Consider the following 26,380-nt stretch of genomic DNA (forward strand, 5'->3'; position numbering starts at 1 on the left):
TCTCATGTACTCCGCCACCGATCCGAAACCAGTCACACAAGAGGAGATTCTCGGCACCTCGGGGTAGTGAGTGGGGCAAATCCGTTCCCAGAACGGTCAGTTGTGGTGCTGAATGGGAAGTGCGGGGATACGCAACGGCGCACGCCCGGCACAACGGGAGTGGTGGAGCGCCGACAGGCGGCTGAGAGGGGTTTGTTCGTGCATGCTTTCTCACACGGCACTTCATCGACACCGACAGCGGTCGCGGTTCCACCGGCGCTCTCTCTTCCGGTGATCGAGACCGCGTTTCCCCGTCAACTGCACCCCTATTGGCCTCGGTTGCAGGAGCGGACACGGGTCTGGCTCCTCGAAAAACGCCTCATGCCGGCGGACAAGGTCGCGGAATATGCCGACGGCCTGTGCTACACGGACCTCATGGCGGGGTTCTACATAGGAGCCTCCGACGAGGTGCTCCAGGCGATAGCGGACTACAGCGCGTGGTTCTTCGTCTGGGACGACCGTCACGACCGCGACATCGTCCACGGCCGCCCGGCCGCCTGGCGCACGCTCCGGTTCCAGCTGCACGCGGCGCTCGACTCCCCGAGGGACCACCTGCACCACCAGGACCCCCTGGTAGCGGCGTTCGCGGACAGCGTGGTCCGGCTGTACTCGTTCCTGGGCGGTGAGTGGAACGCCCGGTTCGCCGGGCACTTCCACGCGGTGATCGAGGCGTACGACCAGGAATTCCACAACCGTACGTCGGGCACGGTGCCGACCGTCGCGGAGTATCTCGAACTCCGGCGGCTCACGTTCGCTCACTGGATCTGGACGGATCTGCTGGAACCGAGCGCGGGACGCGAAATGCCCGTCGCCGTACGAGAACACCCGTCATATCGGCGGGCGGCACTGCTCACTCAGGAATTCGCGGCCTGGTACAACGACCTCTGTTCGCTTCCGAAAGAGATAGCGGGTGATGAAGTCCACAATCTCGGAATCAGTCTCATCCAGCACGAGGGACTGTCCCTCGAAGACGCTGTCGCAGAAGTGCGCCGAAGGGTGGAGGAATGCATCTCCGATTTCCTCGCCGTCGAAAAGGATGTGGAGCGGCTCGCCGACTCCCTCGCGGACGGGACCGTACAGGGCAAGGAACTGTGCGTCGCCGTGAAGACCTGTCTCGCCAATATGCGGAACTGGTTCAGTTCCGTGTACTGGTTCCACCACGAGTCGGGCCGGTACATGGTCGACAGCTGGGACGACCGCGCCACGCCCCCGTACGTCAACAACGAAGCGGCAGGTGAGAAATGACCGTCGAGTCCGTACCGCCCGCGGCACCCCCGGCGCCGGAGCTGTCCACCCCCCCGCCGGCCGGAGGTGGTGTTCCGGGTCTCGGCCACGGCTGGAAACTCGTCCGCGACCCACTGGGCTTCCTGGCCCAGCTGCGCGACCACGGTGACGTCGTCCGGCTCAGGCTGGGCCCCAAGACGGTGTACGCGGTCACCACGCCCGCCCTCACCGGGGCGCTGGCGCTGAGCCCCGACTACGAGATCGGCGGCCCGCTGTGGGAGTCCCTGGAGGGACTGCTCGGCAAGAACGGCGTCGCGACCGCCAACGGCCCGCTGCACCGGCGCCAGCGCCGGACGATCCAGCCCGCGTTCCGGGCCGACATCATCCACGAGTACGCGTCCGTGATGGAGGAGGAGGCGCGCGCGTTCGCGGACCGCTTCGCCTCCGGCGGGCCGGTGGACTGCACCTCGGAGTCGTTCCGGGTGGCCGTGCGCATGGCCGCCCGCTGTCTGCTGCGCGGCCGGTTCATGGACGAGCGCGCCGAGCGGCTGAGCATCGCGCTCACGACCGTGTTCCGCGGTATGTACCAACGCATGGTCATCCCGGCGGGACCGCTCTATCGGCTACCCCTTCCGGCCAATCGAAAATTCGACCGAGCGTTGGCCGATTTGCACCTTCTCGTCGACGAGATCATCGACGAGCGCCGCGCATCTGGTCAAAAGCCGGACGATTTGCTGACGGCATTGCTGGAGGCGAAGGACGACAACGGGGATCCCATCGACGAGCAGGAGGTGCACGACCAAGTCGTCGCGATACTCACCCCCGGAAGTGAAACCATCGCTTCCACGATCATGTGGCTGCTTCAGGTACTCACGGCGCACCCGGAACAGGCGGCCAAAGTGAGTGAAGAGGTCGAATCCGTCGCGGGGGACCGGCCCGTCGGATTCGGTGACGTCCGAAAGCTGACGCACACCAACAATGTCGTCGTCGAGACGATGCGACTGCACCCCGCCGTATGGATATTGACGCGGCGCGCCGTGACCGAAACCGAGCTCGGCGGCTACCGCATTCCGGCCGGTGCCGACATCGTGTACAGCCCGTACGCGATCCAGCGCGACCCGCGCTCGTACGCGCAGCACCTGGATTTCGACCCAGGCCGCTGGCTCCCGGAACGCTCCAGGGACCTGCCGAAGTACGCCATGCGCCCGTTCAGCGTGGGCAACCGGAAGTGCCCGAGCGACCACTTCTCGATGGCGCAGCTCACGCTCATCACGGCGACCGTGGCGTCCCGGTGGCGCTTTCGGCAGGACGCCGAGTCCAAGGACGCGACCCGCGTCGGCATCACGCTGCGCCCGCACGGCCTGGTGCTGAGGGCCGACCCGCGCTGAGCCGAGGCTTCGGGTGCGCCCTCGGGGGAGGGCGCACCCCTCGCGCTCAGGCGGCCCGCGGCCCCCGGAACGCACGGCGGTAGGCGCCGGGTGTCGTCCCGAGGCTCCGCAGGAACTGGTGGCGCAGCGCGGCCGCGTTGCCGAAGCCGGTCCGGCCGGCGATCGCGTCCATCGTCTCGTCGGTGACTTCGAGCAACTCCTGCGCCAGCAGCACGCGTTGGCGCAGCAACCAGCGGTACGGCGTGGTGCCGGTCTCCTGCTGGAAGCGGCGCGCGAAGGTGCGCGGGGACATGTGGGCGCGGGCCGCGAGCTGTTCCACCGTCACCTCCTCCTCGAGGTGGCGCTCCATCCACACGAGGACCTCGCCGACGGTGTCGCACTGCGAGCGGGGCAGCGGCCGCTCGATGTACTGGGCCTGCCCGCCGTCCCGGTGCGGGGGCACGACCATGCGGCGGGCGATGGCGTTGGCGACCTCGGGGCCGTGTTCCTGGCGCACCAGGTGCAGGCAGGCGTCGATGCCGGCGGCGGTGCCCGCCGAGGTGATCACCGCCCCCGCGTCGACGTACAGCACGTCCGGCTCCACGATCGCCCGCGGGTACTGGCGGGCGAGAGCGTCCGCGTGGTGCCAGTGCACGGTGCAGCGCCGGCCGTCCAGCAGTCCGGCCGCGCCGAGCACGAAGACGCCGGAGCACACGCTGAGCACCCGGGCACCCCGGGCGACGGCCCGGCGCAGCGCGTCGAGCAGCTCCTCGGGATACCCGCGGTCGGCATACGAGTCGCCGGCCGGCACCACGACGAGATCGGCCGCCTCCAGCCGCTCCAGGCCGTGCTCGGTCCGCAGGGAGAACCCCGCGTGCGTGCCCAGTGTGGACCCCTCCGCCGAGGCGACCGCGAAGTCGTACACCGGCAGTCCGTCGTCGCTGCGGTCGAGTCCGAACACCTCGCAGACCACGCCGAGTTCGAAGGGATGCACACCGTCCAGCAGGACCACCGCCACGTTTTTCAGCATGCCGCCCAGTGTGCACCCGATGTGGCAGGAATTCGAGGGTTCACGGCAGTCCTGCCACTGACCCGGGCCGGCGATGGGCGCGACAGTAGTGTTCATGGAGACATTCGTGAACACCACCGTCGCCCTGCTGACCGTCCTCGGGATCTTCCTCGTCGTGGCCCTGCCCTCACTGATCGGGCTGCGCCGGGAGTGGCGCGTCGACCGGGAACTGAGGGCCGCCGAAAACGCCGCCGCCGGGACTCAGAAGTCCTCGTCGAAGCCGACCGAGCCCTCCACCGCCACCTGGTACGCCGAGGGACGGCGCTCGAAGAAGTTGGTCAGCTCCTGAACACCCTGGAGCTCCATGAAGGAGAACGGGTTCTCCGAGCCGTACACCGGGGCGAAGCCGAGACGCGCCAGGCGCTGGTCGGCGACGCACTCCAGGTACTGCCGCATCGAGTCCGTGTTCATCCCCGGGAGGCCGTCACCGCACAGGTCGCGCGCGAACTGCAGCTCGGCCTCGACGGCCTCCCGCAGCATGTCGGTGACCTGCTCCTCGAGCCGGTCGTCGAAGAGCTCCGGCTCCTCCTTGCGGACCGTGTCGACCACCTCGAAGGCGAAGGACATGTGCATCGTCTCGTCGCGGAACACCCAGTTGGTGCCGGTCGCAAGACCGTGCAGGAGACCCCGGCTGCGGAACCAGTAGACGTACGCGAAGGCGCCGTAGAAGAAGAGCCCCTCGATGCACGCGGCGAAGCAGATCAGGTTCAGCAGGAAGCGCCGCCGGTCGGCCTTCGACTCCAGCCGGTCCAGCTTCTCGACCGAGTCCATCCACTTGAAGCAGAACCCGGCCTTCTCGCGGATGGACGGGATGCTCTCGACGGCGTCGAAGGCCGCCGCGCGGTCCTCCGGGTCCGGCAGATACGTGTCGAGCAGCGTCAGGTAGAACTGCACGTGCACGGCCTCCTCGAACAGCTGGCGCGAGAGATACAGCCGCGCCTCCGGGGAGTTGATGTGCTTGTACAGCGTCAGCACCAGGTTGTTCGCGACGATCGAGTCACCCGTCGCGAAGAACGCGACGAGGCGGCCGATCATGTGCTGCTCGCCCTGGGACAGCTTCGCCAGGTCGGCGACGTCCGAGTGGAGGTCGACCTCCTCGACGGTCCAGGTGTTCTTGATCGCGTCCCGGTAGCGCTCGTAGAAGTCCGGGTAGCGCATCGGGCGGAGCGTCAGCTCGAAGCCCGGGTCGAGCAGGTTCTTGGTCTCGCTGGACATCACTGGCAGGCCTCGCAGGACTCGGGGTTCTCAAGGGAGCAGGCGACGGCGTCCTCGTCGGGTACCGCCTGTACGGCGACGGCGTCCTCGTCGGGGACCGCCTGCACGGGGACGGGGGTCTGCGCCCGGGCGGCGCGGGCGATGCGGGTCGCCGGACGTGAGCGCAGGTAGTACGTCGTCTTCAGGCCCGACTTCCAGGCGTACGCGTACATCGAGGAGAGCTTGCCGATGGTCGGCGTCTCCAGGAACAGGTTCAGCGACTGGGCCTGGTCCAGGTACGGGGTCCGGGCGGCGGCCATGTCGATCAGCGCGCGCTGCGGGATCTCCCAGGCCGTGCGGTACAGGTCGCGCACCTCCTGCGGCACCCGGGTGAAGCCCCGCACGGAGCCGTTCGCCTCGCGCAGCGCCTCCCGGGTCTGCGCGTCCCACACGCCGAGCCGCTTCAGCTCCTCCACCAGGTAGGAGTTGACCTGGAGGAACTCGCCGGACAGCGTCTCGCGCTTGAACAGGTTGGAGACCTGCGGCTCGATGCACTCGTAGACACCCGCGATGGAAGCGATCGTCGCGGTCGGCGCGATGGCGAGCAGCAGCGAGTTGCGCAAGCCGACGGCCGCGATCCGCTCCCGCAGGGCCGCCCAGCGCTCCGGCCAGACCGGCTCCACGGCGTAGTGGTCGGGGTGCAGGACACCGCGGGCGGTGCGGGTCTTCTCCCAGGCGGGGAGCGGGCCGTTGCGCTCGGCGAGGTCCGCGGACGCCTCGTAGGCGGCCAGCATGACGCGTTCGGCGATCCGGGTGGAGAGCTGCTTGGCCGCGGCGGAGTCGAAGGGCAGCCGCAGTTTGAAGAAGACGTCCTGAAGGCCCATCGCGCCGAGGCCCACCGGGCGCCACCGGGCGTTGGAGCGGCCTGCCTGCTCGGTCGGGTAGAAGTTGATGTCGACGACCCGGTCGAGGAAGGTCACCGCCGTGCGGACGGTCTCGTCCAGCCGCTCCCAGTCGATGTCCCCGTCGACGACGAAGGCGCCGAGGTTGACCGAGCCGAGGTTGCAGACCGCGGTCTCCCCGTCGTTCGTGACCTCCAGGATCTCGGTGCACAGGTTCGAGGAGTGGACGGTGTGGCCCGGCTCCGCCGTCTGGTTGGCGGTGCGGTTGGCGGCGTCCTTGAACGTCATCCAGCCGTTGCCGGTCTGCGCCAGGGTGCGCATCATCCGGCCGTACAGGTCGCGGGCGGGGATCGTCTTCCTGGCCAGCCCCGCCTCCTCGGCCCTGCGGTACGCGGCGTCGAACTCCTCGCCCCACAGGTCGACCAGCTCGGGCACGTCGGACGGCGAGAACAGCGACCAGACGCCGTTCGCGTCGACCCGGCGCATGAACTCGTCGGGGATCCAGTGCGCGAGGTTGAGATTGTGCGTACGGCGGGCGTCCTCACCGGTGTTGTCGCGCAGCTCCAGGAACTCCTCGATGTCGGAGTGCCAGGTCTCCAGGTAGACCGCGGCCGCGCCCTTGCGCCGGCCGCCCTGGTTCACCGCGGCGACCGAGGCGTCCAGCGTCTTGAGGAACGGCACGATGCCGTTGGAGTGCCCGTTGGTGCCGCGGATCAGCGAACCGCGGGAGCGGATGCGGGAGTAGGACAGGCCGATGCCGCCGGCGTGCTTCGAGAGGCGGGCCACCTGGTGGTAGCGGTCGTAGAGGGAGTCCAGCTCGTCCAGCGGGGAGTCGAGGAGGTAGCAGGACGACATCTGCGGGTGCCGGGTGCCGGAGTTGAACAGCGTGGGGGAGGAGGGCAGGTAGTCGAGCCGGCTCATCAGACCGTAGAGCGCGGCCACTTCGTCGACGGCGCGGGAGGTGTCGTCCTCGGCGAGACCGGAGGCGACGCGCAGCATGAAGAACTGCGGGGTCTCGATCACGCGCCGGGTGATCGGGTGCCGGAGCAGGTAGCGGCTGTGCAGGGTGCGCAGGCCGAAGTAGCCGAAGCGGTCGTCGCCCGCGACGTCGACGAGCGTGTCGAGGCGTGCCGCGTGCAGGCGGACGAACTCGGCGGTGCGGTCCGCGATCAGTCCCTCCCGGTGCCCGACGGCGACCGAACCGGAGAAGGACGTGACGCCCTGCGACGCGGCCTCGGCGGCGATGCTGAACGTCAGCAGCCGCGCGGCCAGGCGTGAGTAGACCGGGTCCTCGGAGATGAGTCCCGCCGCGGCCTCGGTGGCCAGTTCGCGCAGCTCCGCCTCGTCCGCCCGCGCGGACCGGCCGCGCAGTGCGGCGGCGGCGACCCGGCCGGGGTCGGCGTCGGGGAGGTCGGCGGTGAGGTCGGTCAGGGTCCGCAGCAGCGCGGCACCGGGACCGTCCGGCTGGGCCGATGTCGCGGGCGGTGTCGCCGGATCGGCTGGCGCGATGGTCACGTGGGGCTCTCCCTCGCTCGGCACGGGGCCTTCGGGAGGGCAGCGGGGCACACGTCGTCCCGCACGGGTACGCGTGCGTCCACCGGCCCATTCCACGAGGCCCGGACGTCTGGGCACCCGGACCGGACGGACCGGGCGCACTGCCGGCAGGTCCTCGGACTGACCGTGTGCGCGAACGCGCACAAGTACACCGTTGCGGGACAGTTCCGGATTCGCACCGGATTCCCCTGCGGCGACAGCGAGCATGAGCATACATCTTGTGCCGGGCCGCCGAGGCGCCCCCACATGTTGTGTCGTGTCGGCTCCGGAGGGTGGCAGTCGGCGGGGAGGCCGCCGTCGGCACCGCCGCTGTCAGAGCGTCAGCTCGTACGTCAGCAGCAGGATGTCGTCGAGGTCCGGGACCGGGTTCCAGTCGCGTGCGGGGGCCCGGGTGAAACCGAGCCGCTCGTAGACGCGATGGGCGGCGCGCATGGTGCGCTGGGTGGAGAGCACGACGCGGAAACACCCCTCCGTGGTCCGTGCGCGGTCGATGCACGCCCGCACCAGGGCCTCGCCGGCGCCTCTTCCACGCGCCTCACGGGCGACCGCGAGCATGCGGATCTCGGCCTCGCCGGGGCCCGCGAGCTCGGCCAGGGCGCTGCCCGCCGACGGCACATGGGTCACGCCGCCGAGCACCGTGCCCTGCCGGTCGACGGCGACGAGGACCTCGGCCGCGGCGGCGCGCCGCGCGACGTCCCGCAGGTGCACCAGGTAGCCGTCGCTCTCCCCGAAGTCGAGCAGGCCGTCCCCGAGATACGCCTGCGCGGTGATCTCCCCGAGCGTCTCGTACTCCTCGGGCCTGGCCCGTCTGATGAGGATGTCCATGCGGCCGAGTCTGCCGGAAACGGACGACGACGGGCCGCCGGTTCTCCCCGGCGGCCCGTCGTCCGACGCGCGGGACTCAGTGGGCGGCGCCCGCCGTGGCCGTCGGGAGTTCCGTCCGGACACCCGGGTCCCCGGCGTCCGCCGTGTAGTCCGCGGGCGAGGTCTCGTCCACACCGTCGGGGGCCTTCGCCGCGCGCAGGACGAAGGTCAGCACCACCGTCACCACGACGTTCAGCACGAAGGCCGTCAGACCGATGTAGCCGATCTCCCCGATGCCGGGGATCTCCTTGGAGCTGCCGCCGAAGTGCTTCTGCGTCGGGGAGGCGACCCCGTACGCGGCGAGGGTGCCGTAGGTCATGCCGACCGCCCAGCCCGCGAGGAGCGCCCAGCGGTGGAACCAGCGGGTGAACAGGCCGCCGACGAGCGCCGGGAAGGTCTGCAGGATCCAGATGCCGCCCAGCAGCTGGAAGTTGATCGCGACGGTCTTGTCCATGGTGAGGACGAAGGCCAGCGCACCCACCTTCACCAGCAGCGAGACCAGCTTGGAGACCTGGGTCTCCTGCTTCGGTGTGGCGTCCGGCTTGATGAAGTCCTTGTAGATGTTGCGGGTGAAGAGGTTCGCCGCGGCGATCGACATGATCGCCGCCGGCACCAGCGCACCGATGCCGATGGCCGCGAAGGCCACACCCGCGAACCAGTCGGGGAACATCGTCTCGAAGAGCTGCGGGATCGCCAGCTGCCCGTTCTCCACCTTCACCCCGGCCGCGATCGCCATGAACCCGAGCAGGGCGAGCAGGCCGAGCATCAGCGAGTACAGCGGCAGGATCGTGGTGTTGCGCCGGATCACCTCACGGCTGCGGCTGGACAGCGTCGCGGTGATCGAGTGCGGGTACATGAACAGCGCCAGCGCCGAACCGAGGGCGAGCGTGGCGTACGTCCACTGCCCGGCCTCGGCGGGCACGATGCCGCCCGCGCCCGCGGCCGTGTACTTGTCGCCCGCCGCCTTGAAGATCTCGTCGAACCCGCCGAGCTTGATGGGGATGTAGATGATGGCCACCGCGATCACGATGTAGATCAGGGTGTCCTTCACGAACGCGATCAGGGCAGGCGCCCGCAGGCCCGACGAGTACGTGTACGCGGCCAGCACGCCGAACGCGATGAGCAGCGGCAGGTCCTTCACGAACCAGTTGGTGTTCTCACCGCCGCCGACGCCCATCACGTCCAGCACCGCCTGGATGCCCACGAGTTGCAGCGCGATGTAGGGCATCGTGGCGAGGATGCCGGTCACGGCCACCGCCAGCGACAGCCCCTTGCAGCCGAAGCGCCCGCGCACGAAGTCCGATGTCGTCACATAGCCGTGCTTGTGCGAGACCGACCACAGCCGCGGCAGGAACGTGAAGATCAGCGGGTAGACGAGGATGGTGTACGGCACGGCGAAGAAGCCGGCCGCGCCCGCGGCGTAGATCGCCGCGGGTACGGCGACGAAGGTGTACGCCGTGTAGAGGTCGCCGCCGAGCAGGAACCAGGTGACCCAGGTGCCGAACGACCGTCCGCCCAGGCCCCATTCGTCGAGGCTGTGCTCGACCTCGGCCTTGCGCCAGCGTGCGGCGAGGAAGCCCATGACCGTGACGGCCACGAAGAAGAAGATGAAGACGCCGAGGGCGACTCCGTTCACGCCGTCCTTCACTTCGACGCACCCCCGCCCCTGGGCGTACGGCCGCGCTGGTCACGCTGCCAGAGCTGGTACGCGGTCATCGTGAGCAGCGTGGAGATGAGCACCCACAGCATCTGGTACCAGTAGAAGAAGGGGATCCCGATGAACGTCGGGTCGGTCTTCGCGTACGAGCCGACCCAGAGCATCGCCACGAAGGGTGCGACGAGACAGAGGGCGATCACCACACGGACCGGTGTCACCACCGGTGGCTTCACTTCGGGCACATCTGACATTCGGCGGCTCCGTCCCCTCGCTGATCACCTGTGCAACGCGCAGGCAATCTAGGCGACGGTGTCACGCACACGGAACCCCCCGTCCGCATATCGGTCCCCACCGGCGGGTTCCCGGTGGGCAAACGCCCGGAGGGGGCCTTTTTGCGCACCTGTGAAGGCGCCCGCGTCGAGCCCGCGGTCAGTCCACCGGGCGCTTGAGGCGGGCCACGAACTTGTACCGGTCGCCCCGGTACACCGAGCGGACCCACTCCACCGGTTGGCCGGTCCTGTCCAGCGAGTGGCGGGAGAGCATCAGCATGGGCAGCCCGACGTCGGTGCCGAGCAGCCCGGCCTCGCGCGGGGTGGCCAGCGAGGTCTCGATGGTCTCCTCGGCCTCGGCCAGGTGGACGTCGTACACCTCGGCGAGCGCGGTGTAGAGAGAGGTGTACTTGGCGAGCGAACGCCGCAGGGCGGGGAAGCGCTTGGCGGACAGGTGGGTCGTCTCGATCGCCATCGGCTCGCCGCTCGCCAGCCGCAGCCGCTCGATGCGCAGCACGCGCCCGCCCGCGTTGATGTCGAGCAGCCCCGCGAGCGTCTCGTCCGCCGTGATGTAGCCGATGTCCAGGAGCTGCGAGGTGGGTTCGAGGCCCTGGGCCCGCATGTCCTCGGTGTACGAGGTGAGTTGGAGCGCCTGCGAGACCTTCGGCTTCGCGACGAAGGTGCCCTTGCCCTGGATGCGTTCCAGCCGGCCCTCGACGACGAGTTCCTGCAGCGCCTGGCGCACGGTCGTGCGGGAGGTGTCGAACTCGGCGGCGAGGGTGCGCTCCGGCGGCACCGGCGTGCCGGGCGGCAGTGTCTCCGTCATATCGAGCAGGTGCTTCTTCAGACGGTAGTACTTGGGCACGCGCGCGGTACGGATGGGCGCCCCACCCTCGTTCTCCGCACTGCTGACGTCGGTGCTCATGCTCTGCCTTCCCGGCTCCGGATGCCGAAGCGACCGACCCTGTCCGGTCGGTCACGGCTCACATCGTGGCACGGCTCGGTGTGCGAGAGGCCCCCGCACGCTGCGTGATCCCCTCTATATACCGTCGGGGTTCGTGTTGGTCTAGTCCATCGCGCCGGGGCGGTGCTCGTGGCGCCACGCGGGACGCCCGGTTCGTGTGGCCGCAACCCCCCTGTCCGATCTGCCACTTGAGCAATGAAAGGTCCCTGCATATGTCGGTCCCGTAACGGAGGCCGAGCGGGACTTCCTCACCCTTGACACCCCTCTAGGTCTAGGCCAAGCTCCCGGTACTGGTCTACACCATTGGTCCAGGTCCCGGCCCCACGGGCAGTACTCGTCACAGGTCACCGCGGTGGGCAGGGGGGTTATGACATCCCTGAGGAGGGTGGCGTGAAGCGCAAGCTGATAGCCGCGATCGGTATCGCGGGCATGATGGTCTCCATCGCGGCGTGCGGGGACAGTGACAAGGACTCCGGGGGCGGCAAGGGCGGCGCGGAGGCCAAGGAGCTCACCGTCTGGCTGACGGTGGACGCGCAGAACAACTGGCCCGAGCTGGTCAAGGCCGCCGACGCCGCGGTCAAGAAGAAGCACCCCGGCGTCAAGATCAACCACGAGTACTACGGCTGGCCCGACAAGAACGCCAAGCTCGACGCCGTCCTCGCCACGGACAAGGCCCCCGACGTGGTCGAGATGGGCAACACCGAGATGCTCGGCTACATGGTCAAGGGCGCCTTCGCTCCCGTCGACGCGTCGAAGTTCGACAACTCGGACGCCTGGCTGGACGGCCTCAAGGCCTCCGTCACCTACGACGGCAAGACCTACGGCGTGCCGTACTACGCCGGTGGCCGCGTCGGCAACTGGCGCAAGGACATCGCCGCCGCGTCCGGCGTCAAGTCCACGCCGAAGACGTACAAGGAACTCACCGCCGACCTGGACAAGATCCAGAAGAAGCAGGGCGACAAGTTCAGCGCCTGGTACCAGCCCACCCGCGACTGGTACGCCGCCATGTCCTTCGTCTACGACGCCGGCGGCTCCATCGCCGTCGAGTCCGGCGGCGAGTGGAAGGCCAACCTCTCCTCTCCCGAGTCGGTCAAGGGCCTCAAGGCCTTCAAGTCGGTCGTCGACAGGTACATGCACGGCGACAAGACCAAGGACGAGTCGGACCGCTACATCGTCTACGGCCAGGGCAAGTCCGGCATGATCTTCGGTGCCGCCTGGGAGGGCGCGACCTCCGAGGACCCGAAGAACGACAAGTCCGGCAAGCTCAAGGGCAACCTCGAGAACTTCGTGGTCCCCGGCCCGTCCGGCAAGAACCTCCCCGTCTTCCTCGGCGGTTCCGACCTCGCCGTCCCGGTGAAGTCCGGCGCCCAGGAACTCGCCGCCGAGTGGATCAACGCCCTCACCGGCGCCGAGGGCCAGAAGGGTCTGATCGGCAAGGGCAACCTGCCGAACAACAAGACCGACCTCGCGACGCTGAAGAGCGACCCGAAGACCGCGGTCCCGGCCACCGCGGCCGAGAGCAACTGGTTCGTCCCGATGGCACCCGGCTGGGGCCAGGTCGAGAAGGCCCAGGTCCTGCAGACCATGCTGCAGAACATCGGCACCGGCAAGAAGTCGGTCGAGGCCGCCGCGAAGGAAGCGGACGCCAAGATCGACAAGGTCATCAACACCAAGTGACCCGAGGCGGGGCCCCGTTGCCGACGGGGCCCCGCCTGCCGTACGACCCTGCCGGGAGGCGGGGCCCGCTCCCCGTACGAACCGTGGGCCGGTGAGGGACGGGGCGCGCCTCCCGTACGACCTGTACCGGCCCGGCCGGCGGCGGGGACACCTCCCGCGGACCGGGCCGGGAGCCGGGGGGTCCGCCCCCCGTACGACCTGTACGACCCGGTCGGGGACGGGGCCCGCCGCCCGTACGACCCGAGGGACCGCTGAGGAGCGCGCGGATGAGTGCCGCTGATACGACCACTGCCAAAGTGCCGCCGACGCGGCAGTCGCCACCACCACCCGCCCCGCCGGTGGAGAGACCACGCCGGAAGCGGACCTCCGACGGGGCGGCCGTCCCCTGGGCCCTGCTCGCCCCCTGCCTGCTGGTCCTCGTCCTGGTGCTCGGCTACCCCCTCGTCCGCCTGGTCACCCTGTCCTTCCAGGAGTTCGGGCAGTCCCAGCTGTGGGGCTTCAAGCCGGCCGAGTCGGTCGGCTTCGACAACTTCGCCAAGGTGCTCGGGGACGAGGAGTTCTGGGCGGTCGTCGTCCGCACGATCGTCTTCGCCGGCGGGGCCGTCGTCTTCACGATGGTCATCGGCATGCTGATCGCGCTGCTCCTGCAGCGGGTCTCCGGCTGGGTGAAGACGCTCATCAACATCGCGCTGGTGGCCAGCTGGGGCATGCCCATCATCGTGGCCACCACCGTCTTCAAGTGGCTCTTCGACTCCGACTACGGCGTCTTCAACGCGGTGCTCAGCAAGCTCCCCGGCGTCGACATGATCGGCCACAACTGGTTCGCCAGCGGCCCCCAGGGCCTGGCCGTGATCATGCTGCTGGTGGTGTGGGGGGCGGTGCCGTTCGTCGTCATCACGCTCAGCGCGGGCCTCACCCAGGTGCCCAAGGAACTGGAGGAGGCGGCGCGGCTCGACGGAGCGGGCGCGTGGGGCGTCTTCCGGTACGTCACGCTGCCGATCCTCAAGCCGATCATCGTGATGCTCACGACGCTTTCCGTCATCTGGGACATGGGCGTCTTCCCGCAGGTCTTCGTGATGCGCGGCGGTCACCCCGAGGCCGAGTTCCAACTGCTCACCACGTACTCGTACGACCGCGCCTTCGTGGTCAACGACTACGCGCAGGGGTCGGCGATCGCCCTGCTCACCGTGCTCCTGCTGCTCGGTGTCGTCGCCGTCTACATGCGCCAGATGCTCAAGATCGGAGAGGTCGAGTGACCACGACCACGGCTCCCGGCACCTCCCGGCCGCGCAAGCCGGCCACGGCCCCCGCCGCCGCCCGGCCGCGCAGGTCGAAGCTCGGCTGGAACCTGCTCGGCCTGTTCGTCTTCGTCACCGCGGGCTTCCCCGTCTACTGGATGCTCAACACGGCGTTCAAGCCCGCGAAGGACGCCATCGACCCGGACCCGAGCCTGCTGCCCACGGCACTCACGCTCGACAACTTCAGCCGGGCACTCGACATCGCCGACTTCTGGGGGCCGGTGGCCCGCAGCCTGATCGTCTCGCTGGCGGTGGTGCTGATCGGCATCGTGGTCGGCATGCTGGCCGCGCTCGCCATCTCCCGGTTCGCCTTCCGCGGCCGCAAGATCGTGATCGTCGGCATCCTGGCGGTCCAGATGGTCCCGCTGGTCGCCATGATCATCCCGGTCTTCCTGCTGCTGAACGACCTCGGACAGTACGACAAGCTCACCGGTCTGATCATCACCTACCTGACGTTCATCCTCCCCTTCACGGTGTGGACGCTGCGCGGCTTCATCGTCAACATCCCGAGGGAGCTGGAGGAGGCCGCGATGGTCGACGGCTGCTCCCGCACCGGCGCCTTCGTCCGCGTCGTCTTCCCGTTGCTGGCCCCCGGCATGGTCGCCACCTCGGTCTACGGCTTCATCCAGGCGTGGAACGAATACCTCTACGCCCTGATGCTCATGAGTCAGAAGAACCAGACCGCCACGGTCTGGCTCGGCAACTTCACCACCAAGCACGGCACCGAGTACGCCCCGATGATGGCCGGTTCCACGATGATGGCCGTGCCGATCGTCGTCCTCTTCCTCATCGTCCAGCGCAAAATGGCCGCGGGGCTGACCGCGGGCGCCGTGAAGGGATAACGCCACCCGATGACGACACTCGCCAGTGGTACCGACACGCTCACGCGCGACGCACTCGCCGTGCTGCAGCCCGGGTTCACCGGGACCAGCGCGCCCGACTGGCTGCTGCGCAGACTCGGCGAAGGCCTCACGTCGGTCGGCCTGTTCGGCCGCAACATCACCTCGCCCCGCCAACTCACCTCCCTCACCGCCCAGTTGCGCGCCGAGTGCGACGACGTGCTGGTCGCGATCGACGAGGAAGGCGGTGACGTCACCCGGCTCGAGGTGCGCACCGGATCCTCCTACCCCGGCAACCACGCCCTCGGCGCGGTGGACGACGTCGAGCTGACGAGGAAGGTGGCCCTCGCGCTCGGCCGCCGCCTGGCCGCCTGCGGGGTCAACCTCAACTGGGCCCCGTCCGCCGACGTGAACTCAAATCCCGACAACCCGGTCATCGGCGTACGGTCCTTCGGCGCCGACACCGACCTGGTCGCCCGGCACACCGCCGCGTACGTCACCGGTCTGCAGGCCGCGGGCGTCGCGGCCTGCACCAAGCACTTCCCGGGGCACGGCGACACCGCCGTCGACTCGCACCACGCGCTGCCGCGCATCGACGCCGAACTGCCGGTGCTCCAGGCCCGCGAACTCGTCCCGTTCCGCGCCGCGATCGCCGCGGGCAGCCGGGCCGTCATGAGCGCCCACATCCTGGTCCCGGCGCTGGATCCCCACCGCCCCGCCACGCTCTCCCGCCGCATCCTCACCGGGCTGCTCCGTGAGGAACTCGGTTACGAGGGGCTGATCGTCACCGACGGCATGGAGATGCAGGCCATCGCCGCGACCTACGGCATCGAACGGGGCAGCGTCCTCGCGATCGCCGCCGGCGCCGACGCGATCTGCGTGGGCGGCGGCCTCGCGGACGACGAGACGGTACGCCGCCTGCGCGACGCCCTGGTCACCGCGGTCCGCGCGGGCGAACTCCCCGAGGAACGCCTCGCGGACGCGGCGGCCCGGGTCCGTGCACTCGCGCGGTGGACGGCCACGGCAGCGAGCACGGACTCCGCGACGGGCGTGGACTTCACGCCGGGCGGGAACTCCGTGTCGGGCGTGGACTTCGTGTCGCGCGTGGACTCCGGGTCGGTCGGAGAGGCCGGCGGGTCCGGCACCGGACGCCCGGGGGGTCCGTCCGGCGCCGAGGTCGTCGCCGAGGTCGGGCTCGTCGCCGCCCGGCGCGCGCTCACGGTGACGCACTCCGGCACGTACGCCCCGCTCACCGAGGCGCCCTACGTCGCCGCACTGGCCCCGGTCGCGAACATCGCCGTCGGCGACGAGACCCCGTGGGGCGTCGCGGCCGAACTCGCACAGCTGCTGCCCGGCACGGAGACGGGCAGCTTCTCCGGCGAGGACGCGGGTGCCGCCGCCCTCACCGCGGCGGGCGCGCGCCGCGTCGTCGCCGTCGTGCGCGACGAGCACCGCCACCCCTGGATGACCACGGCGCTCGACGCCCTCCTGGCCGCCCGCCCCGACACGATCGTCGTCGAGATGGGCGTCCCCCAGGCGGCTCCCCGGGGCGCGCTGCACATCGCGACGCACGGAGCGGCGAGAGTGTGCGGCCGTGCCGCGGCGGAGGTCATCGCCGGGGCGTGAGCCCGATGCGCACACGCTCATACGAAACCGGGACGGAAGGCGTCGGGATCCCTTGGGAAGGGGGGACCGGCGCCTTTGCCGCGGTGGGGGAGGGGAGCGGGCGGAGTGGGGCCGTCGGGACCGGATGCATGCGGGTGAACCCCTGGGCCCGGGCGGCCATCGTCGCCCGCGACAGCCTGGCGACGCCCGGCAGGTCGAGGCCGGTGAGCCGGTGAGCCGGTGAGCCGGTGAGCCGGTGGGTGTGCCGCCCGGGCGGGGCGACCGCAGGCCCGCGGGGGAGCGCGCGGGACCGGCCGACCGCTCAGACTTGCGGGACGGTCCGGAGACTCGCGTGGGCCGTGCGAGGCAACGGCGCTCGGGTCGGCCGTACCCCGCCGGAGGTGCTCGGGTGGGCCCTACCCAGCCGAAGGCTCGGGTCGGCCGTATCCGCCGGAGGGCGCGCCGGTGGGCCGTACCCGCCGGGGGAGCTGGGGTCGGCCGTACCCATTGCGGGTGCTCGGGTCGGCTGGACGTGGTCAGGTCGGCTCAGGCCGCGTCGCACGGCGGTCCCGGCCCGCTCGGGTTCCCGTGACCTGCCGAGGATGTTCGGGGCGGCCCGGCCGGCGGCCCGGCTCGGGTCGGTCTGCATGGTCGGGGTCGCTGGGACGCACGTACGGGAAGGGTGGCGGGGCGGCTCACGTCAGCCCGCCCGCCCCGCCTGCTGGGCCGACGTACGGCCAGGACGGCCCGGGGGCTGGGCGCCGTCGTCCTGGTCGACTGCCTGCGTCGGGTGGGCCGCTGGGCCGGGTGGGCCGGAGGGTCAGATCCCCTGCCAGGACGGCTTGTTCGCGAAGGTGTGGCGGAAGTAGTCCGCGAGCTTCAGCTTGGAGGCCGCCGCGTCGTCCACGACAACCGTGGCGTGCGGGTGCAGCTGGAGCGCCGACGCCGGACACACCGCGGCGACCGGTCCCTCCACCGTCGCCGCGACCGCGTCGGCCTTGCCCTCGCCCGTCGCGAGCAGCACCAGGTGCCGCGCCTCCAGGATCGTGCCGATGCCCTGGGTGATGACGTGGTGCGGGACCTGCTCGATGTCGCCCTCGAAGAAGCGGGCGTTGTCGACCCGGGTCTGCTCGGTCAGCGTCTTGATCCGGGTCCGCGAGGCAAGCGAGGAGCACGGCTCGTTGAACCCGATGTGCCCGTCCGTCCCGATCCCGAGCAGCTGGAGATCGACGCCGCCGGCCGCGGCCAGCGCCCTGTCGTACGCACCGCACGCGGCCTGGACGTCCTCGGCGGTGCCGTCCGGCCCCATGAACGCGTCCATGCCCAGACCGAGGGGCTCCAGGACCTCGCGCCGCAGCACCGACCGGTAGGACTCGGGGTGCTCGGCCGGCAGCCCCACGTACTCGTCGAGCTGGGCGATCCGCGCCCGCGAAGCGTCAACGGCACCTGAACCCGCCTTGGCCGCGAGCGCTTCGTAGATGGGCAGCGGAGTGGAACCGGTGGCCACGCCGAGCAGGGCGTCGGGCTTGCGCCGGAGCAGCTCCGCCATGGCCTCGGCGATGAGCTCGCCGCCCGCCTTGGCGTCCGGGACGATGACAACTTCCACGCTGGGCCTGCCGATCTGGAGAGGGGACTCAACTGGAACCCGAAGGGGGACACATGTGGTATAGACCAATCTAGCAGAGCCCCCGTGCCGGAGTCGCGCCGAACGCGCCACCGTTCGCCGCCGACCGCACCCACGGCGCCGCGGGGAACACCGCCCGCACACCGGAGCTGCAACCACCCTCCGGCGTCACCCCCTGCGCCCCGAAACGAAGCCCCTTCCGGCGCCCCGCTACGCCCCGAGCCGAGGTCCCTGCCGGCGCCGTCCTGCTCCCCGCGCCGAGGGACTCTTCCGAGTGCCGTGCTTGCTGTGCGCCCGGAGCCGGGGTCCCCACCCCGGCCCCACGCCCCGTGCCCGCGGTCGCAATCGGCCCCACGCCCCCGCCTCACACCCCGACCCCTCACCCCTTCCCCGACCCCGAATTCCACTCGTCGCCGCCGACCCCGCCCCGGCCGCGGTCAGCCACCCCTAAGTCAGCGAACCCCCCGTCGCGTCCATCCAGTGCCCCGTCACCCATCGCCCCTCGTCCGAGGCGAGGAACGCCACCACGTCGGCCACGTCCCCCGGCGAGCCCACCCGGCCCAGCGCGGATATCGACGCGGCCTGCGCCCACGCCTCGTCGCTCGACCGGAGCCAGTCGGAGGTGTGGTCCGTGTCGATGATTCCCGGGGCGACGGTGTTCACCGTGATGCCGCGGGGGCCGAGCAGCTTGGACAGGTCGCGCGTGAAGACGTCCAGGGCGGCCTTCGTCATCGCGTACGCCATCTTGTCCGGCATCATCGCGGTGCGCGCGAGGCCCGAGGAGATGTTGACGACCCGCCCGCCGTCCCGCAGCCGGGACGCCCCCAGCCGGGTGACGAAGTGGGGCGCCTTCACGTTGACCGCGAAGACCCGGTCGAACTCCGCCTCCTCGATCAGGTCGAACGGACTCGACGTGCCGATCCCGGCGTTGTTCACCAGGATGTCCAGTCCTTCCGCCTGCCGGTCGAAGGCCGCCCAGAGCGCCTCCGCGTCCCCCGGCACGCCCAGCTCCGCCCGCAGGGCGAACGCCGATCCGCCCGCCGCCTGAATCGCGGCCACCGTCTCCTTCGCCGCCGCCGCGTTGCTGCCGTAGTGCACGGCCACCCGCGCGCCGTCCCGGCCGAGCCGCTCGGCGATGCCCCGCCCGATGCCCCTGCTGCCACCCGTGACGAGAGCAGTCCTGCCCGTGAGCACGCCCATGCCGACACCCCTTCCCCATTTGTATAGCGGTCGCTACACAAAAAACCGTACACCAGCCCGGCGTCATTTCTCTAGCACCCGCTATAAAATCCACTCCATGGTGAGCAGGCAGCAGACCGGACCGCTGGTCGGGCCCGAGGGCGGGACGGCGGCCGACGCCCAGGTCGAGGACAAGACCCCGGCCCAGGGGGCGACCCCGGCCCAAAAGGCCACCCCGCCCGAAAAGGCGACCCCGGCCGAGCGGAAGGCCCCCGTCCCGCCCCCGGGCAAGCAGCGGGGCCGTCCCCGTTCCTTCGACCGCGAGACCGCGCTGGAAAAGGCGATCCTCGCCTTCTGGGAGCACGGCTACGAGGGCACCTCCGTCTCCGACCTCACCCGCGTGATGGGCATCGGAGCCCCGAGCCTCTACGCGGCGTTCGGCGACAAGAGGTCACTGTTCGAGGAGGTCGTGCGCGCGTACGGGACCAGGTACGGATCGTTCGCCGAGCGCGCCCTCGCCGAGGAGGCCACCGCCCGCGGCGCCGTCGGGCGGACGCTGCGCGAGGCCGCCGTGGAGTACACCGATCCGGACCACCCGCACGGCTGCCTGGTGATCCACGCGGCGGCCAACTGCACGTCGCCCGAGGTGGAGAGGTCGCTGCGGGACCGGCGCAACGCCAACCTCGCTGCCATCGAGAGCCGGATCAGGGCCGGGATTGCGGCCGGCGAACTCCCCGCGGACACCGACGCCGCCGCCCTGGCCCGGTACGCCGGAGCGATGATCCAGGGCATGTCCCAGCAGGCCCGGGACGGCGCGACCCGGGAGGAACTCGAAGCGCTCGCCGATCTCGCCATGGCAATCTGGCCGAGCTCATGAGATCCGCTCCCCCGACTGAACCCCGGCGGGCTACTCTGCGTGTAGGTCATCGGAGGATGTCGGAAAAAGAGACAGCGACGAACATCCGCCGACGCGTGGACAGTGACACATGGACGCAGGAGCATGGTCTAGTCCACAATGCGTGGTAAAGCGTCCGTCATCGACGTGACAGCATGTGAATGCGAAGCCTCCGTCTTCCCCGCACAGGAAGGCGGACCGAGGAACCGGTGCTCTCTGCCCTGACTGCTCCGGCTCCTCTCCTTCGGCCGATCGGGACCGCACACCCCGTGGCCGTTGTTGCTCCGGGCTGCGGTGCCGGGAGGGTTGAGGGTCCCTCCCAGGCGCCGCGGCCCGCGGGTGTTTCCGGGGCCGGGACGCCCGAGGATCCGCACCTCCGCCCGGCGTGACCGGTCCTCTGAGCCCTGGGTGTCCGACCCCGTGAGGCCTGCGTGACCCATCCGCACGGCAGGCGTGACCGGGCCCGTACGGAGATCCGTTTTCGAGGCCTGTCGTATACGCCGGGTACGCTCGCACACGTGCCCTCCATGAACGACCTCGTACGCCAGCACACGGCCCTCGGCGACTCCGACCTCGAGTGGCTGCATCTGCTGGTCTCGGAGTGGCAGTTGCTCTCCGACCTCTCCTTCGCCGACCTCGTCCTGTGGGTCCCCACCCGGGACGGCACGCGGTACGTCTCCGTCGCCCAGATGCGGCCCAACACCGGCCCGACGTCGTACCAGGACGACATGGTCGGCCATCTCGTGCCGCGTGGCCGCCGCCCGATGCTGGACGCCGCGCTCGACGAGGGGCGGATCGTGCGCGAGGGCGACCCCGAGTGGCGCGAGGAGGTCCCGGTACGGGTGGAGTCCATCCCCGTCCGCAGGGAGGGCCGGGTACTGGGAGTGATCGCCCGCAACACCAACCTCCTCACGGTGCGCACGCCGAGCCGGCTCGAGCTCACGTATCTCCAGAGCGCCTCCGACCTCGCCCAGATGATCGCCGCCGGCTCGTTCCCGTTCCCGAACCAGCAGGTCGACATGGATGCCTCGCCCCGGGTGGGCGACGGGCTGATCCGGCTGGACGCCGAAGGCATCGTCCAGTACGCGTCCCCGAACGCCCTGTCCGCCTACCACCGGCTCGGTCTGGCCTCCGACCTGGTGGGTCACAACCTCGGGGTGACCACCGCCGAACTCGCCCCCTCCCGCGGCCCGGTGGACGAGGCGCTGGCGAAGGTCGCGAGCGGCTGGGCGCCGCGCGAGTTCGAGATCGAGAGCAGCGACGGTGTGATCCAGCTGCGCGCGATCCCGCTTAAACCGAAGGGCACCCGCGTCGGTTCACTGGTCCTGTTGCGTGACGTCACCGAACTGCGCCGCCGCGAGCGCGAGTTGATCACCAAGGACGCCACCATCCGGGAGATCCACCACCGGGTGAAGAACAACCTCCAGACGGTGGCGGCACTTCTGCGGCTCCAGGCCCGCCGCATCGGTTCCGAGGAGGGCCGCGAGGCGCTCGAAGAAGCCGTCCGCCGGGTCGGTTCCATTGCGATCGTGCACGAGACGCTCTCGCAGAACCTGGACGAGCGGGTCGAGTTCGACGAGATCGCCGACCGGGTGCTGGCGATGGTCGCGGAGATCTCGCCCGGCAAGGTCGTCGGCCGGCGCACCGGCCGCTTCGGGATCCTGGACGCCGAGGTCGCGACGCCGCTGTCCATGGTGCTCACCGAGATCCTCCAGAACGCCCTGGAGCACGGCTTCCGCGAGGGCGACCGGGGCACGGTCGAGGTCTCGGCGATCCGTGGCGGCACCAGCAAGGAACCCCGCCTCCTGGTCACCGTCCAGGACGACGGGGTCGGCCTGCCGGACGGCTTCGACCCGCACAGCTCGGGCAACCTGGGACTGCAGATCGTACGGACGCTGGTGGAGGGCGAGTTGGGCGGCACGTTCGACATGGTCCCGGCCCCGGAGCGCGGGACCCAGGTGATCCTGGACGTGCCGGTGCAGGCCACCAAATAACCCGGCACAGTCTCTTCACTCGTCGCTTACGCGAAGAGCACACGCGTACGGGGTGATCCGGCGCGGCCGGGGGAGAAGTTGCCCCGGCCGCCGGGGGCCGAACAGCAGTGAGCCCCGGACCGGGAAACCGGTCCGGGGCTAAAGCTCGTTGCTATGCGCATCGGGGGTACTGCGCGCTGCGGCTCGGGGGCGGGAGATGCGTACTTGCTGTACGCGCCGCCAAGCTCAGGCTGTCGCGGGGTGGGGAATCAGGCGGAGGCCTGACGAGCCCGGTTGCGGGCGGCGCGGCGCTTCATTGCGCGACGCTCGTCCTCGCTGAGACCACCCCAGACGCCGGAGTCCTGGCCGGACTCGAGCGCCCACTGCAGACACTGCTCCATTACCGGGCAGCGACGGCAGACGGCCTTGGCTTCCTCGATCTGCAGCAGCGCAGGACCGGTGTTGCCGATGGGGAAGAAGAGCTCGGGGTCTTCCTCGCGGCAAACGGCGTTGTGACGCCAGTCCATGGCTGCTACCTCTCCTTGGTATTACATGCAGGTTGCTTGTGAATGTGAACGCTTTCACGAATCCCTCAACAAGTGAAGGGCCGAGCGTCAGACGGACTGACGTGGTCCTGTGGATTGAGGAGGGGTTCGGACTCTCTGTGGGGGCCGGTGTTGCGGGCCGCCCCGAGCGCCACGTAGAGACTCGCAAACCTCAGCGGCGGATACAACCCCTTCCGGAAAGTTTTTTTTGATTCCTCGGTGTCGACTAGGTCACAGCCGTACTTCCATGGGGTGGACCCTGGTCTAAACGTTCGAGTGAAAGGACTTTGGGCCCTTCCACTCACACAATCACACGCAGTGCACGGCGTACGCCTGTGAACGTCACGCTCGTGCGCAGCCCTAGGTGGTCGCCGTCCATCTGCAGGGGGAGCGGCACCTTCGAATGCAAGGTGAAGTCAGTCAGGTCATGCAGGGAGACGGCGTGCTTGCCCTGGGGGCCCCGCTCGGGGGACGAACGGAGCAACTGGGTGGCATACCGGGCAACCGAGGCCGTGGACATGCGGCTGAGCCCGAGTACGTCGAGCCCGGTATCGAACGAGGCCTTAGGTGATGCGTACACCGGACGATTGCCGAGAAACGTCCAGGGTGCGGTATTGCAGATGATGGACAGGACGAGATCGGTGATCGGGTCCTGCCCGGGGCGCTCCAGTGTGATGGTCCCGTGTCTGCGGTGCGGTTCGTCCAGAAACTGCCGTGCCACCTGGCGCAGATACAGCGCGTGAGTGGAGCGCCGACCGCGCTCGCGCTGTTGTTCGACCCGCCCGACCACGCCCGCGTCGAAGCCGAGCCCCGCGCAGAACGTGAACCAGCGGGACGGTGCCGCCTCGTCCTCGGTGCCCGGCGTGCCGGCGGCCAGGCCCAGTCCGACCGTGCGCTCCCGGCGCTCGCGCAGGGCGTCCAGCAGGGCGCCGGTCGCCTCGACCGCGTGGTTCGGCAGGCCGAGGGCGCGGGCGAAGACGTTGGTGGAGCCGCCCGGCACCACCGCGAGACGGGGGAGGCGGTCCGGGTCGGGGCCGTGGTGGAGCAGGCCGTTCACGACCTCGTTGACTGTGCCGTCGCCGCCGAGGGCCACGACCAGATCGATGTCCTTGCTCTCCGCGGCCTGCCGGCCGAGGTCCCGGGCGTGCCCGCGGTACTCGGTGGTGACCGCCTCCAGCTTCACCTCGCTGGCCAGCGCGTGGATCAGTACGTCACGCGTGCGCGCGCTGGTGGTGGTTGCCGCCGGATTGACCACGAGAAGTGCACGCATGCGATGCAGCGTACCTACTGGGTGGTACTCGCCCCAGACCGAGGTGGGGATCCGGTGAGAGTTCGGGGTGCCGGCGCGCACATGGGGCGGGCCCGGGCGGGCGTGCGCCGGGGGGTCGGAGCCGGTACCCGGACTCCTCGGCGGCGGATGCCGCCGGGCTACCCTTTCGAGGTGACTCCTGAGCAGAAACCCGCCTCCGACGTCGCCACCGCCGAACCTCGTCCCGGGCGGGTGACCGCCGCCGCGGCACTGGCCGCGCTGGAAGGTCTCGCGCTGGTCGCGGGGGGCGTCTACATCCTCGTCCTCGGTTTCACGGGTGACGCGGACGACCGCCGACAGGCCGTCACCGGAGGCGTCACGCTGATCGTCCTGGCGCTGCTGCCGCTGCTGGCAGCGCGCGGGCTGCTGCTGTGCCGTAGCTGGAGCCGGGGTCCGGCGGTGATCACGCAGGTCCTGGCGCTGCCGGTGGCCTACAACCTGCTCCAGGCCGACAGTGTCGCCATCCCCGCCGGGATCGCCCTTGCGGTCGTCGCGGTCACGGCGCTGGTGCTGCTCGTGAACTCCTCGACCACGCGAGCCCTCGGGATCCGTGGACCGGGCCACGGGCCGGACGGGAAGTGAGCGGCTCGGCCGCCCACCACACCTGACGCTCCTCGGAACGCTTCTTCCCGGACTGCTCCCCGGCGGGCTACTCCTCGACGAGGAGCTTCTCCCGGAGCTGGGCCAGGGTGCGGGCCAGCAGGCGCGAGACGTGCATCTGGGAGATGCCCACCTCCTGCGCGATCTGCGACTGGGTCATGTTCCCGAAGAAGCGGAGGAGCAGGATCCGCTTTTCCCGGGGCGGGAGGTCCTCGAGCAGCGGCTTCAGGGACTCGCGGTACTCGACCCCTTCGAGGGCCTCGTCCTCGGCGCCGAGGGTGTCCGCCACGGCCGGGGACTCGTCGTCCGTGTCCGGGACGTCCAGGGACAGCGTGGAGTACGCGTTGGCGGACTCCAGGCCCTCCAGGACCTCCTCCTCCGAGATGGCCAGCCTCTCGGCGAGCTCGTGGACCGTGGGGGAGCGGCCGTGCTGCTGCGACAGCTCGGCGGTCGCCGTGGTCAGCGCGAGGCGCAGCTCCTGCAGACGCCGCGGCACCCGCACCGCCCAGCCCTTGTCGCGGAAGTGCCGCTTGATCTCCCCGACGACGGTCGGCGTCGCGTACGTGGAGAACTCGACGCCGCGCTCCGGGTCGAAGCGGTCGACCGACTTGATGAGACCGATGGTGGCGACCTGGGTCAGGTCGTCCAGCGGCTCGCCGCGGTTGCGGAAGCGGCGCGCGAGGTGCTCGACGAGCGGCAGGTGCATGCGGACCAGCTGGTTGCGCAGCTCCGCGTACTCGGCACTGCTGTCGCTCAGCTTGCGCAGCTCGATGAACATCAGCCGCGCCCCGCTGCGGTCCTGGGGATCGTGCTGCGTGTGCTGGGCGCTCGGCCCGTGCTGCGCGCCCTGCACGCTCTGCTCCGCGTTTCGCTCGTGCTCGCTCATAGTCCCGCCCGTCACCATTCCCCGAGCTCTCGGCTCTTCCCCCACGGCCTCGGACGCGTCCGGGACGGACGGACCCCCGTGCCGGGAAGCCGGGACCGCCGCCGGGGCGGTCTCGTCCTCCGGATGCGGCCGGGCCTGCTCGGGGATGCCGTCGACGCCGTCCGCCAGGGGCCTCGGCCCGCCGGGGCCGCGGGTGCCCTCGGGGGGAAGTTCCCGTGTGCCGCGCTTCTCGTCCCGCACCGGCCCGTCCCCGTTCCTCACGCCGGCCCGGGTCCCGCGCCGCGCTTCTTGTAGAGACTGATCGAAACGGTCTTGTCCTCGGCGACGGAGGAGTCCACCTGGCCCGCGAGGGCCGAGAGGACGGTCCAGGCGAACGTGTCCCGCGAGGGGGCGTGACCGTCCGTGGTCGGAGCCGAGACGGTGACCTCCAGCGAGTCGTCGACGAGGCGGAAGACACAGCTCAGCACCGAGCCGGGGACGGCCTGCTGCAGCAGAATCGCGCAGGCCTCGTCGACCGCGATGCGGAGGTCCTCGATCTCGTCGAGGGTGAAGTCCAAACGCGCCGCGAGTCCGGCCGTGGCCGTACGCAGCACCGACAGGTAGGCACCCGCAGCCGGCAGCCGGACTTCTACGAAGTCCTGGGTCGCGGGCTCGCCTGCGATCTGGGACACCCTCACCTCCAAGGTGGTACAAGCTTTTTCAGGGGCCGAGGGTGACCCCCCGGGGTAACGCGATGACCGATACGTGGTTCAGCGGTGACGCTATCGCGCTCCCAAGTCCCCTGTCCCGGGGACCCCGCCCCCGTGCTGTCACTCATAGTAAGCACATGAGTACGGACAGTGGCTAG

The 26,380-nt window shown here is 70.1% G+C and carries 23 protein-coding genes and 1 riboswitch; of the genes, 10 read left to right on the plus strand and 13 right to left on the minus strand.

Annotation, left to right across the window (positions count from 1 at the left end; all coding sequences use genetic code 11):
* The first annotated feature begins 198 nt into the window (after nt 1–198).
* Nucleotides 199–1,284 carry an epi-isozizaene synthase gene (gene cyc1 / locus AC069T_RS18230; RefSeq protein WP_478783738.1) on the plus strand — a complete coding sequence of 362 codons (1,086 nt, stop codon included), beginning with the start codon at nt 199–201 and terminating at the stop codon, nt 1,282–1,284.
* Nucleotides 1,281–2,651, plus strand: coding sequence for a bifunctional albaflavenone monooxygenase/terpene synthase (locus AC069T_RS18235; RefSeq protein WP_478783704.1), 1,371 nt, complete (start codon nt 1,281–1,283; stop codon nt 2,649–2,651). Before cyc1 ends, AC069T_RS18235 begins: the two co-directional genes overlap by 4 nt.
* Nucleotides 2,652–2,697: 46 nt before the next feature.
* Here the strand turns inward: AC069T_RS18235 and AC069T_RS18240 are convergent, their stop codons facing one another.
* Nucleotides 2,698–3,660, minus strand: coding sequence for a GlxA family transcriptional regulator (locus AC069T_RS18240; RefSeq protein WP_478783705.1), 963 nt, complete (start codon nt 3,658–3,660; stop codon nt 2,698–2,700).
* A 94-nt stretch (nt 3,661–3,754) separates the two neighbouring features.
* On the opposite strand from AC069T_RS18240, the gene AC069T_RS18245 reads away from it, so the two are divergent.
* Nucleotides 3,755–3,988: a hypothetical protein gene (locus AC069T_RS18245; protein ID WP_478783706.1), complete on the plus strand. Its 234-nt coding sequence runs from the start codon at nt 3,755–3,757 to the stop codon at nt 3,986–3,988.
* On the opposite strand, the gene AC069T_RS18250 is transcribed toward AC069T_RS18245, so the two are convergent.
* The 6 genes from AC069T_RS18250 to AC069T_RS18275 form a co-directional block, all read right to left on the minus strand.
* The gene (locus AC069T_RS18250; RefSeq protein WP_358850132.1) at nt 3,901–4,914 is read right to left on the minus strand and encodes a ribonucleotide-diphosphate reductase subunit beta; all 1,014 of its coding nucleotides are present in this window, start codon (nt 4,912–4,914) and stop codon (nt 3,901–3,903) included. The genes AC069T_RS18245 and AC069T_RS18250 overlap by 88 nt on opposite strands.
* Complete coding sequence (locus AC069T_RS18255; RefSeq protein WP_478783707.1) at nt 4,914–7,310, minus strand: ribonucleoside-diphosphate reductase subunit alpha; 2,397 nt, start codon at nt 7,308–7,310, stop codon at nt 4,914–4,916. Before AC069T_RS18255 ends, AC069T_RS18250 begins: the two co-directional genes overlap by 1 nt.
* A 128-nt stretch (nt 7,311–7,438) precedes the next feature.
* A riboswitch (cobalamin riboswitch) is annotated at nt 7,439–7,597 on the minus strand.
* A 64-nt stretch (nt 7,598–7,661) separates the two neighbouring features.
* Nucleotides 7,662–8,174 (minus strand): GNAT family N-acetyltransferase, encoded by a 513-nt coding sequence (locus tag AC069T_RS18260; protein ID WP_478783708.1) that lies wholly within the window; start codon nt 8,172–8,174, stop codon nt 7,662–7,664.
* A gap of 76 nt (nt 8,175–8,250) precedes the next feature.
* On the minus strand, nt 8,251–9,861 hold the full coding sequence (gene mctP / locus AC069T_RS18265) for a monocarboxylate uptake permease MctP (RefSeq protein WP_478783709.1): 1,611 nt from the start codon (nt 9,859–9,861) through the stop codon (nt 8,251–8,253).
* Nucleotides 9,858–10,121: a DUF3311 domain-containing protein gene (locus AC069T_RS18270; protein WP_478783710.1), complete on the minus strand. Its 264-nt coding sequence runs from the start codon at nt 10,119–10,121 to the stop codon at nt 9,858–9,860. Before AC069T_RS18270 ends, mctP begins: the two co-directional genes overlap by 4 nt.
* A 178-nt stretch (nt 10,122–10,299) precedes the next feature.
* A complete protein-coding gene (locus tag AC069T_RS18275; RefSeq protein WP_358852700.1) occupies nt 10,300–11,064 on the minus strand; it encodes a GntR family transcriptional regulator in 765 nt (254 codons plus the stop codon).
* 429 nt (nt 11,065–11,493) lie between these two features.
* Between AC069T_RS18275 and AC069T_RS18280 the strand changes: the two genes are divergently transcribed.
* The 4 genes from AC069T_RS18280 to AC069T_RS18295 all read left to right on the plus strand — a co-directional run bounded on the left by AC069T_RS18280 (nt 11,494) and on the right by AC069T_RS18295 (nt 16,543).
* The gene (locus tag AC069T_RS18280; RefSeq protein ID WP_478783711.1) at nt 11,494–12,780 is read left to right on the plus strand and encodes an extracellular solute-binding protein; all 1,287 of its coding nucleotides are present in this window, start codon (nt 11,494–11,496) and stop codon (nt 12,778–12,780) included.
* A 266-nt stretch (nt 12,781–13,046) separates the two neighbouring features.
* Nucleotides 13,047–14,036, plus strand: coding sequence for a carbohydrate ABC transporter permease (locus AC069T_RS18285; RefSeq protein WP_478783712.1), 990 nt, complete (start codon nt 13,047–13,049; stop codon nt 14,034–14,036).
* 92 nt (nt 14,037–14,128) lie between these two features.
* Entirely contained in the window at nt 14,129–14,920 is a 792-nt protein-coding gene (locus AC069T_RS18290; protein WP_358852763.1) for a carbohydrate ABC transporter permease, read from the plus strand.
* Between the two features lie 9 nt (nt 14,921–14,929).
* Nucleotides 14,930–16,543 carry a glycoside hydrolase family 3 protein gene (locus tag AC069T_RS18295; RefSeq protein ID WP_478783713.1) on the plus strand — a complete coding sequence of 538 codons (1,614 nt, stop codon included), beginning with the start codon at nt 14,930–14,932 and terminating at the stop codon, nt 16,541–16,543.
* A 799-nt stretch (nt 16,544–17,342) separates the two neighbouring features.
* Here AC069T_RS18295 and nagB read toward each other — a convergent pair.
* Nucleotides 17,343–18,128, minus strand: coding sequence for a glucosamine-6-phosphate deaminase (gene nagB, locus AC069T_RS18300; protein WP_478783714.1), 786 nt, complete (start codon nt 18,126–18,128; stop codon nt 17,343–17,345).
* Nucleotides 18,129–18,593: 465 nt separating this feature from the next.
* Complete coding sequence (locus AC069T_RS18305) at nt 18,594–19,346, minus strand: SDR family oxidoreductase (RefSeq protein WP_478783715.1); 753 nt, start codon at nt 19,344–19,346, stop codon at nt 18,594–18,596.
* Nucleotides 19,347–19,443: 97 nt separating this feature from the next.
* Here AC069T_RS18305 and AC069T_RS18310 point away from each other — a divergent pair, with 97 nt between their 5' ends.
* Nucleotides 19,444–20,202, plus strand: coding sequence for a TetR/AcrR family transcriptional regulator (locus AC069T_RS18310; protein WP_478783716.1), 759 nt, complete (start codon nt 19,444–19,446; stop codon nt 20,200–20,202).
* Nucleotides 20,203–20,747: 545 nt separating this feature from the next.
* Nucleotides 20,748–22,214: a sensor histidine kinase gene (locus AC069T_RS18315; protein WP_478783739.1), complete on the plus strand. Its 1,467-nt coding sequence runs from the start codon at nt 20,748–20,750 to the stop codon at nt 22,212–22,214.
* 248 nt (nt 22,215–22,462) lie between these two features.
* Here AC069T_RS18315 and AC069T_RS18320 read toward each other — a convergent pair whose 3' ends face one another.
* Together AC069T_RS18320 and AC069T_RS18325 are read right to left on the minus strand one after the other, a co-directional pair.
* Nucleotides 22,463–22,720 carry a WhiB family transcriptional regulator gene (locus tag AC069T_RS18320; protein ID WP_016639615.1) on the minus strand — a complete coding sequence of 86 codons (258 nt, stop codon included), beginning with the start codon at nt 22,718–22,720 and terminating at the stop codon, nt 22,463–22,465.
* A 319-nt stretch (nt 22,721–23,039) separates the two neighbouring features.
* Entirely contained in the window at nt 23,040–24,008 is a 969-nt protein-coding gene (locus AC069T_RS18325) for a diacylglycerol/lipid kinase family protein (protein ID WP_478783717.1), read from the minus strand.
* Nucleotides 24,009–24,179: 171 nt separating this feature from the next.
* On the opposite strand from AC069T_RS18325, the gene AC069T_RS18330 reads away from it, so the two are divergent.
* On the plus strand, nt 24,180–24,629 hold the full coding sequence (locus tag AC069T_RS18330) for a hypothetical protein (RefSeq protein ID WP_478783718.1): 450 nt from the start codon (nt 24,180–24,182) through the stop codon (nt 24,627–24,629).
* A gap of 67 nt (nt 24,630–24,696) precedes the next feature.
* On the opposite strand, the gene AC069T_RS18335 is transcribed toward AC069T_RS18330, so the two are convergent.
* Together AC069T_RS18335 and AC069T_RS18340 are read right to left on the minus strand one after the other, a co-directional pair.
* A complete protein-coding gene (locus tag AC069T_RS18335; protein ID WP_358852709.1) occupies nt 24,697–25,794 on the minus strand; it encodes an RNA polymerase sigma factor SigF in 1,098 nt (365 codons plus the stop codon).
* A complete protein-coding gene (locus AC069T_RS18340; RefSeq protein ID WP_121405906.1) occupies nt 25,791–26,204 on the minus strand; it encodes an ATP-binding protein in 414 nt (137 codons plus the stop codon). The genes AC069T_RS18335 and AC069T_RS18340 overlap by 4 nt, the downstream gene beginning before the upstream one ends.
* Nucleotides 26,205–26,380: the final 176 nt, after the last annotated feature.

It is taken from the genome of Streptomyces sp. NPDC043867 (assembly GCF_056435845.1).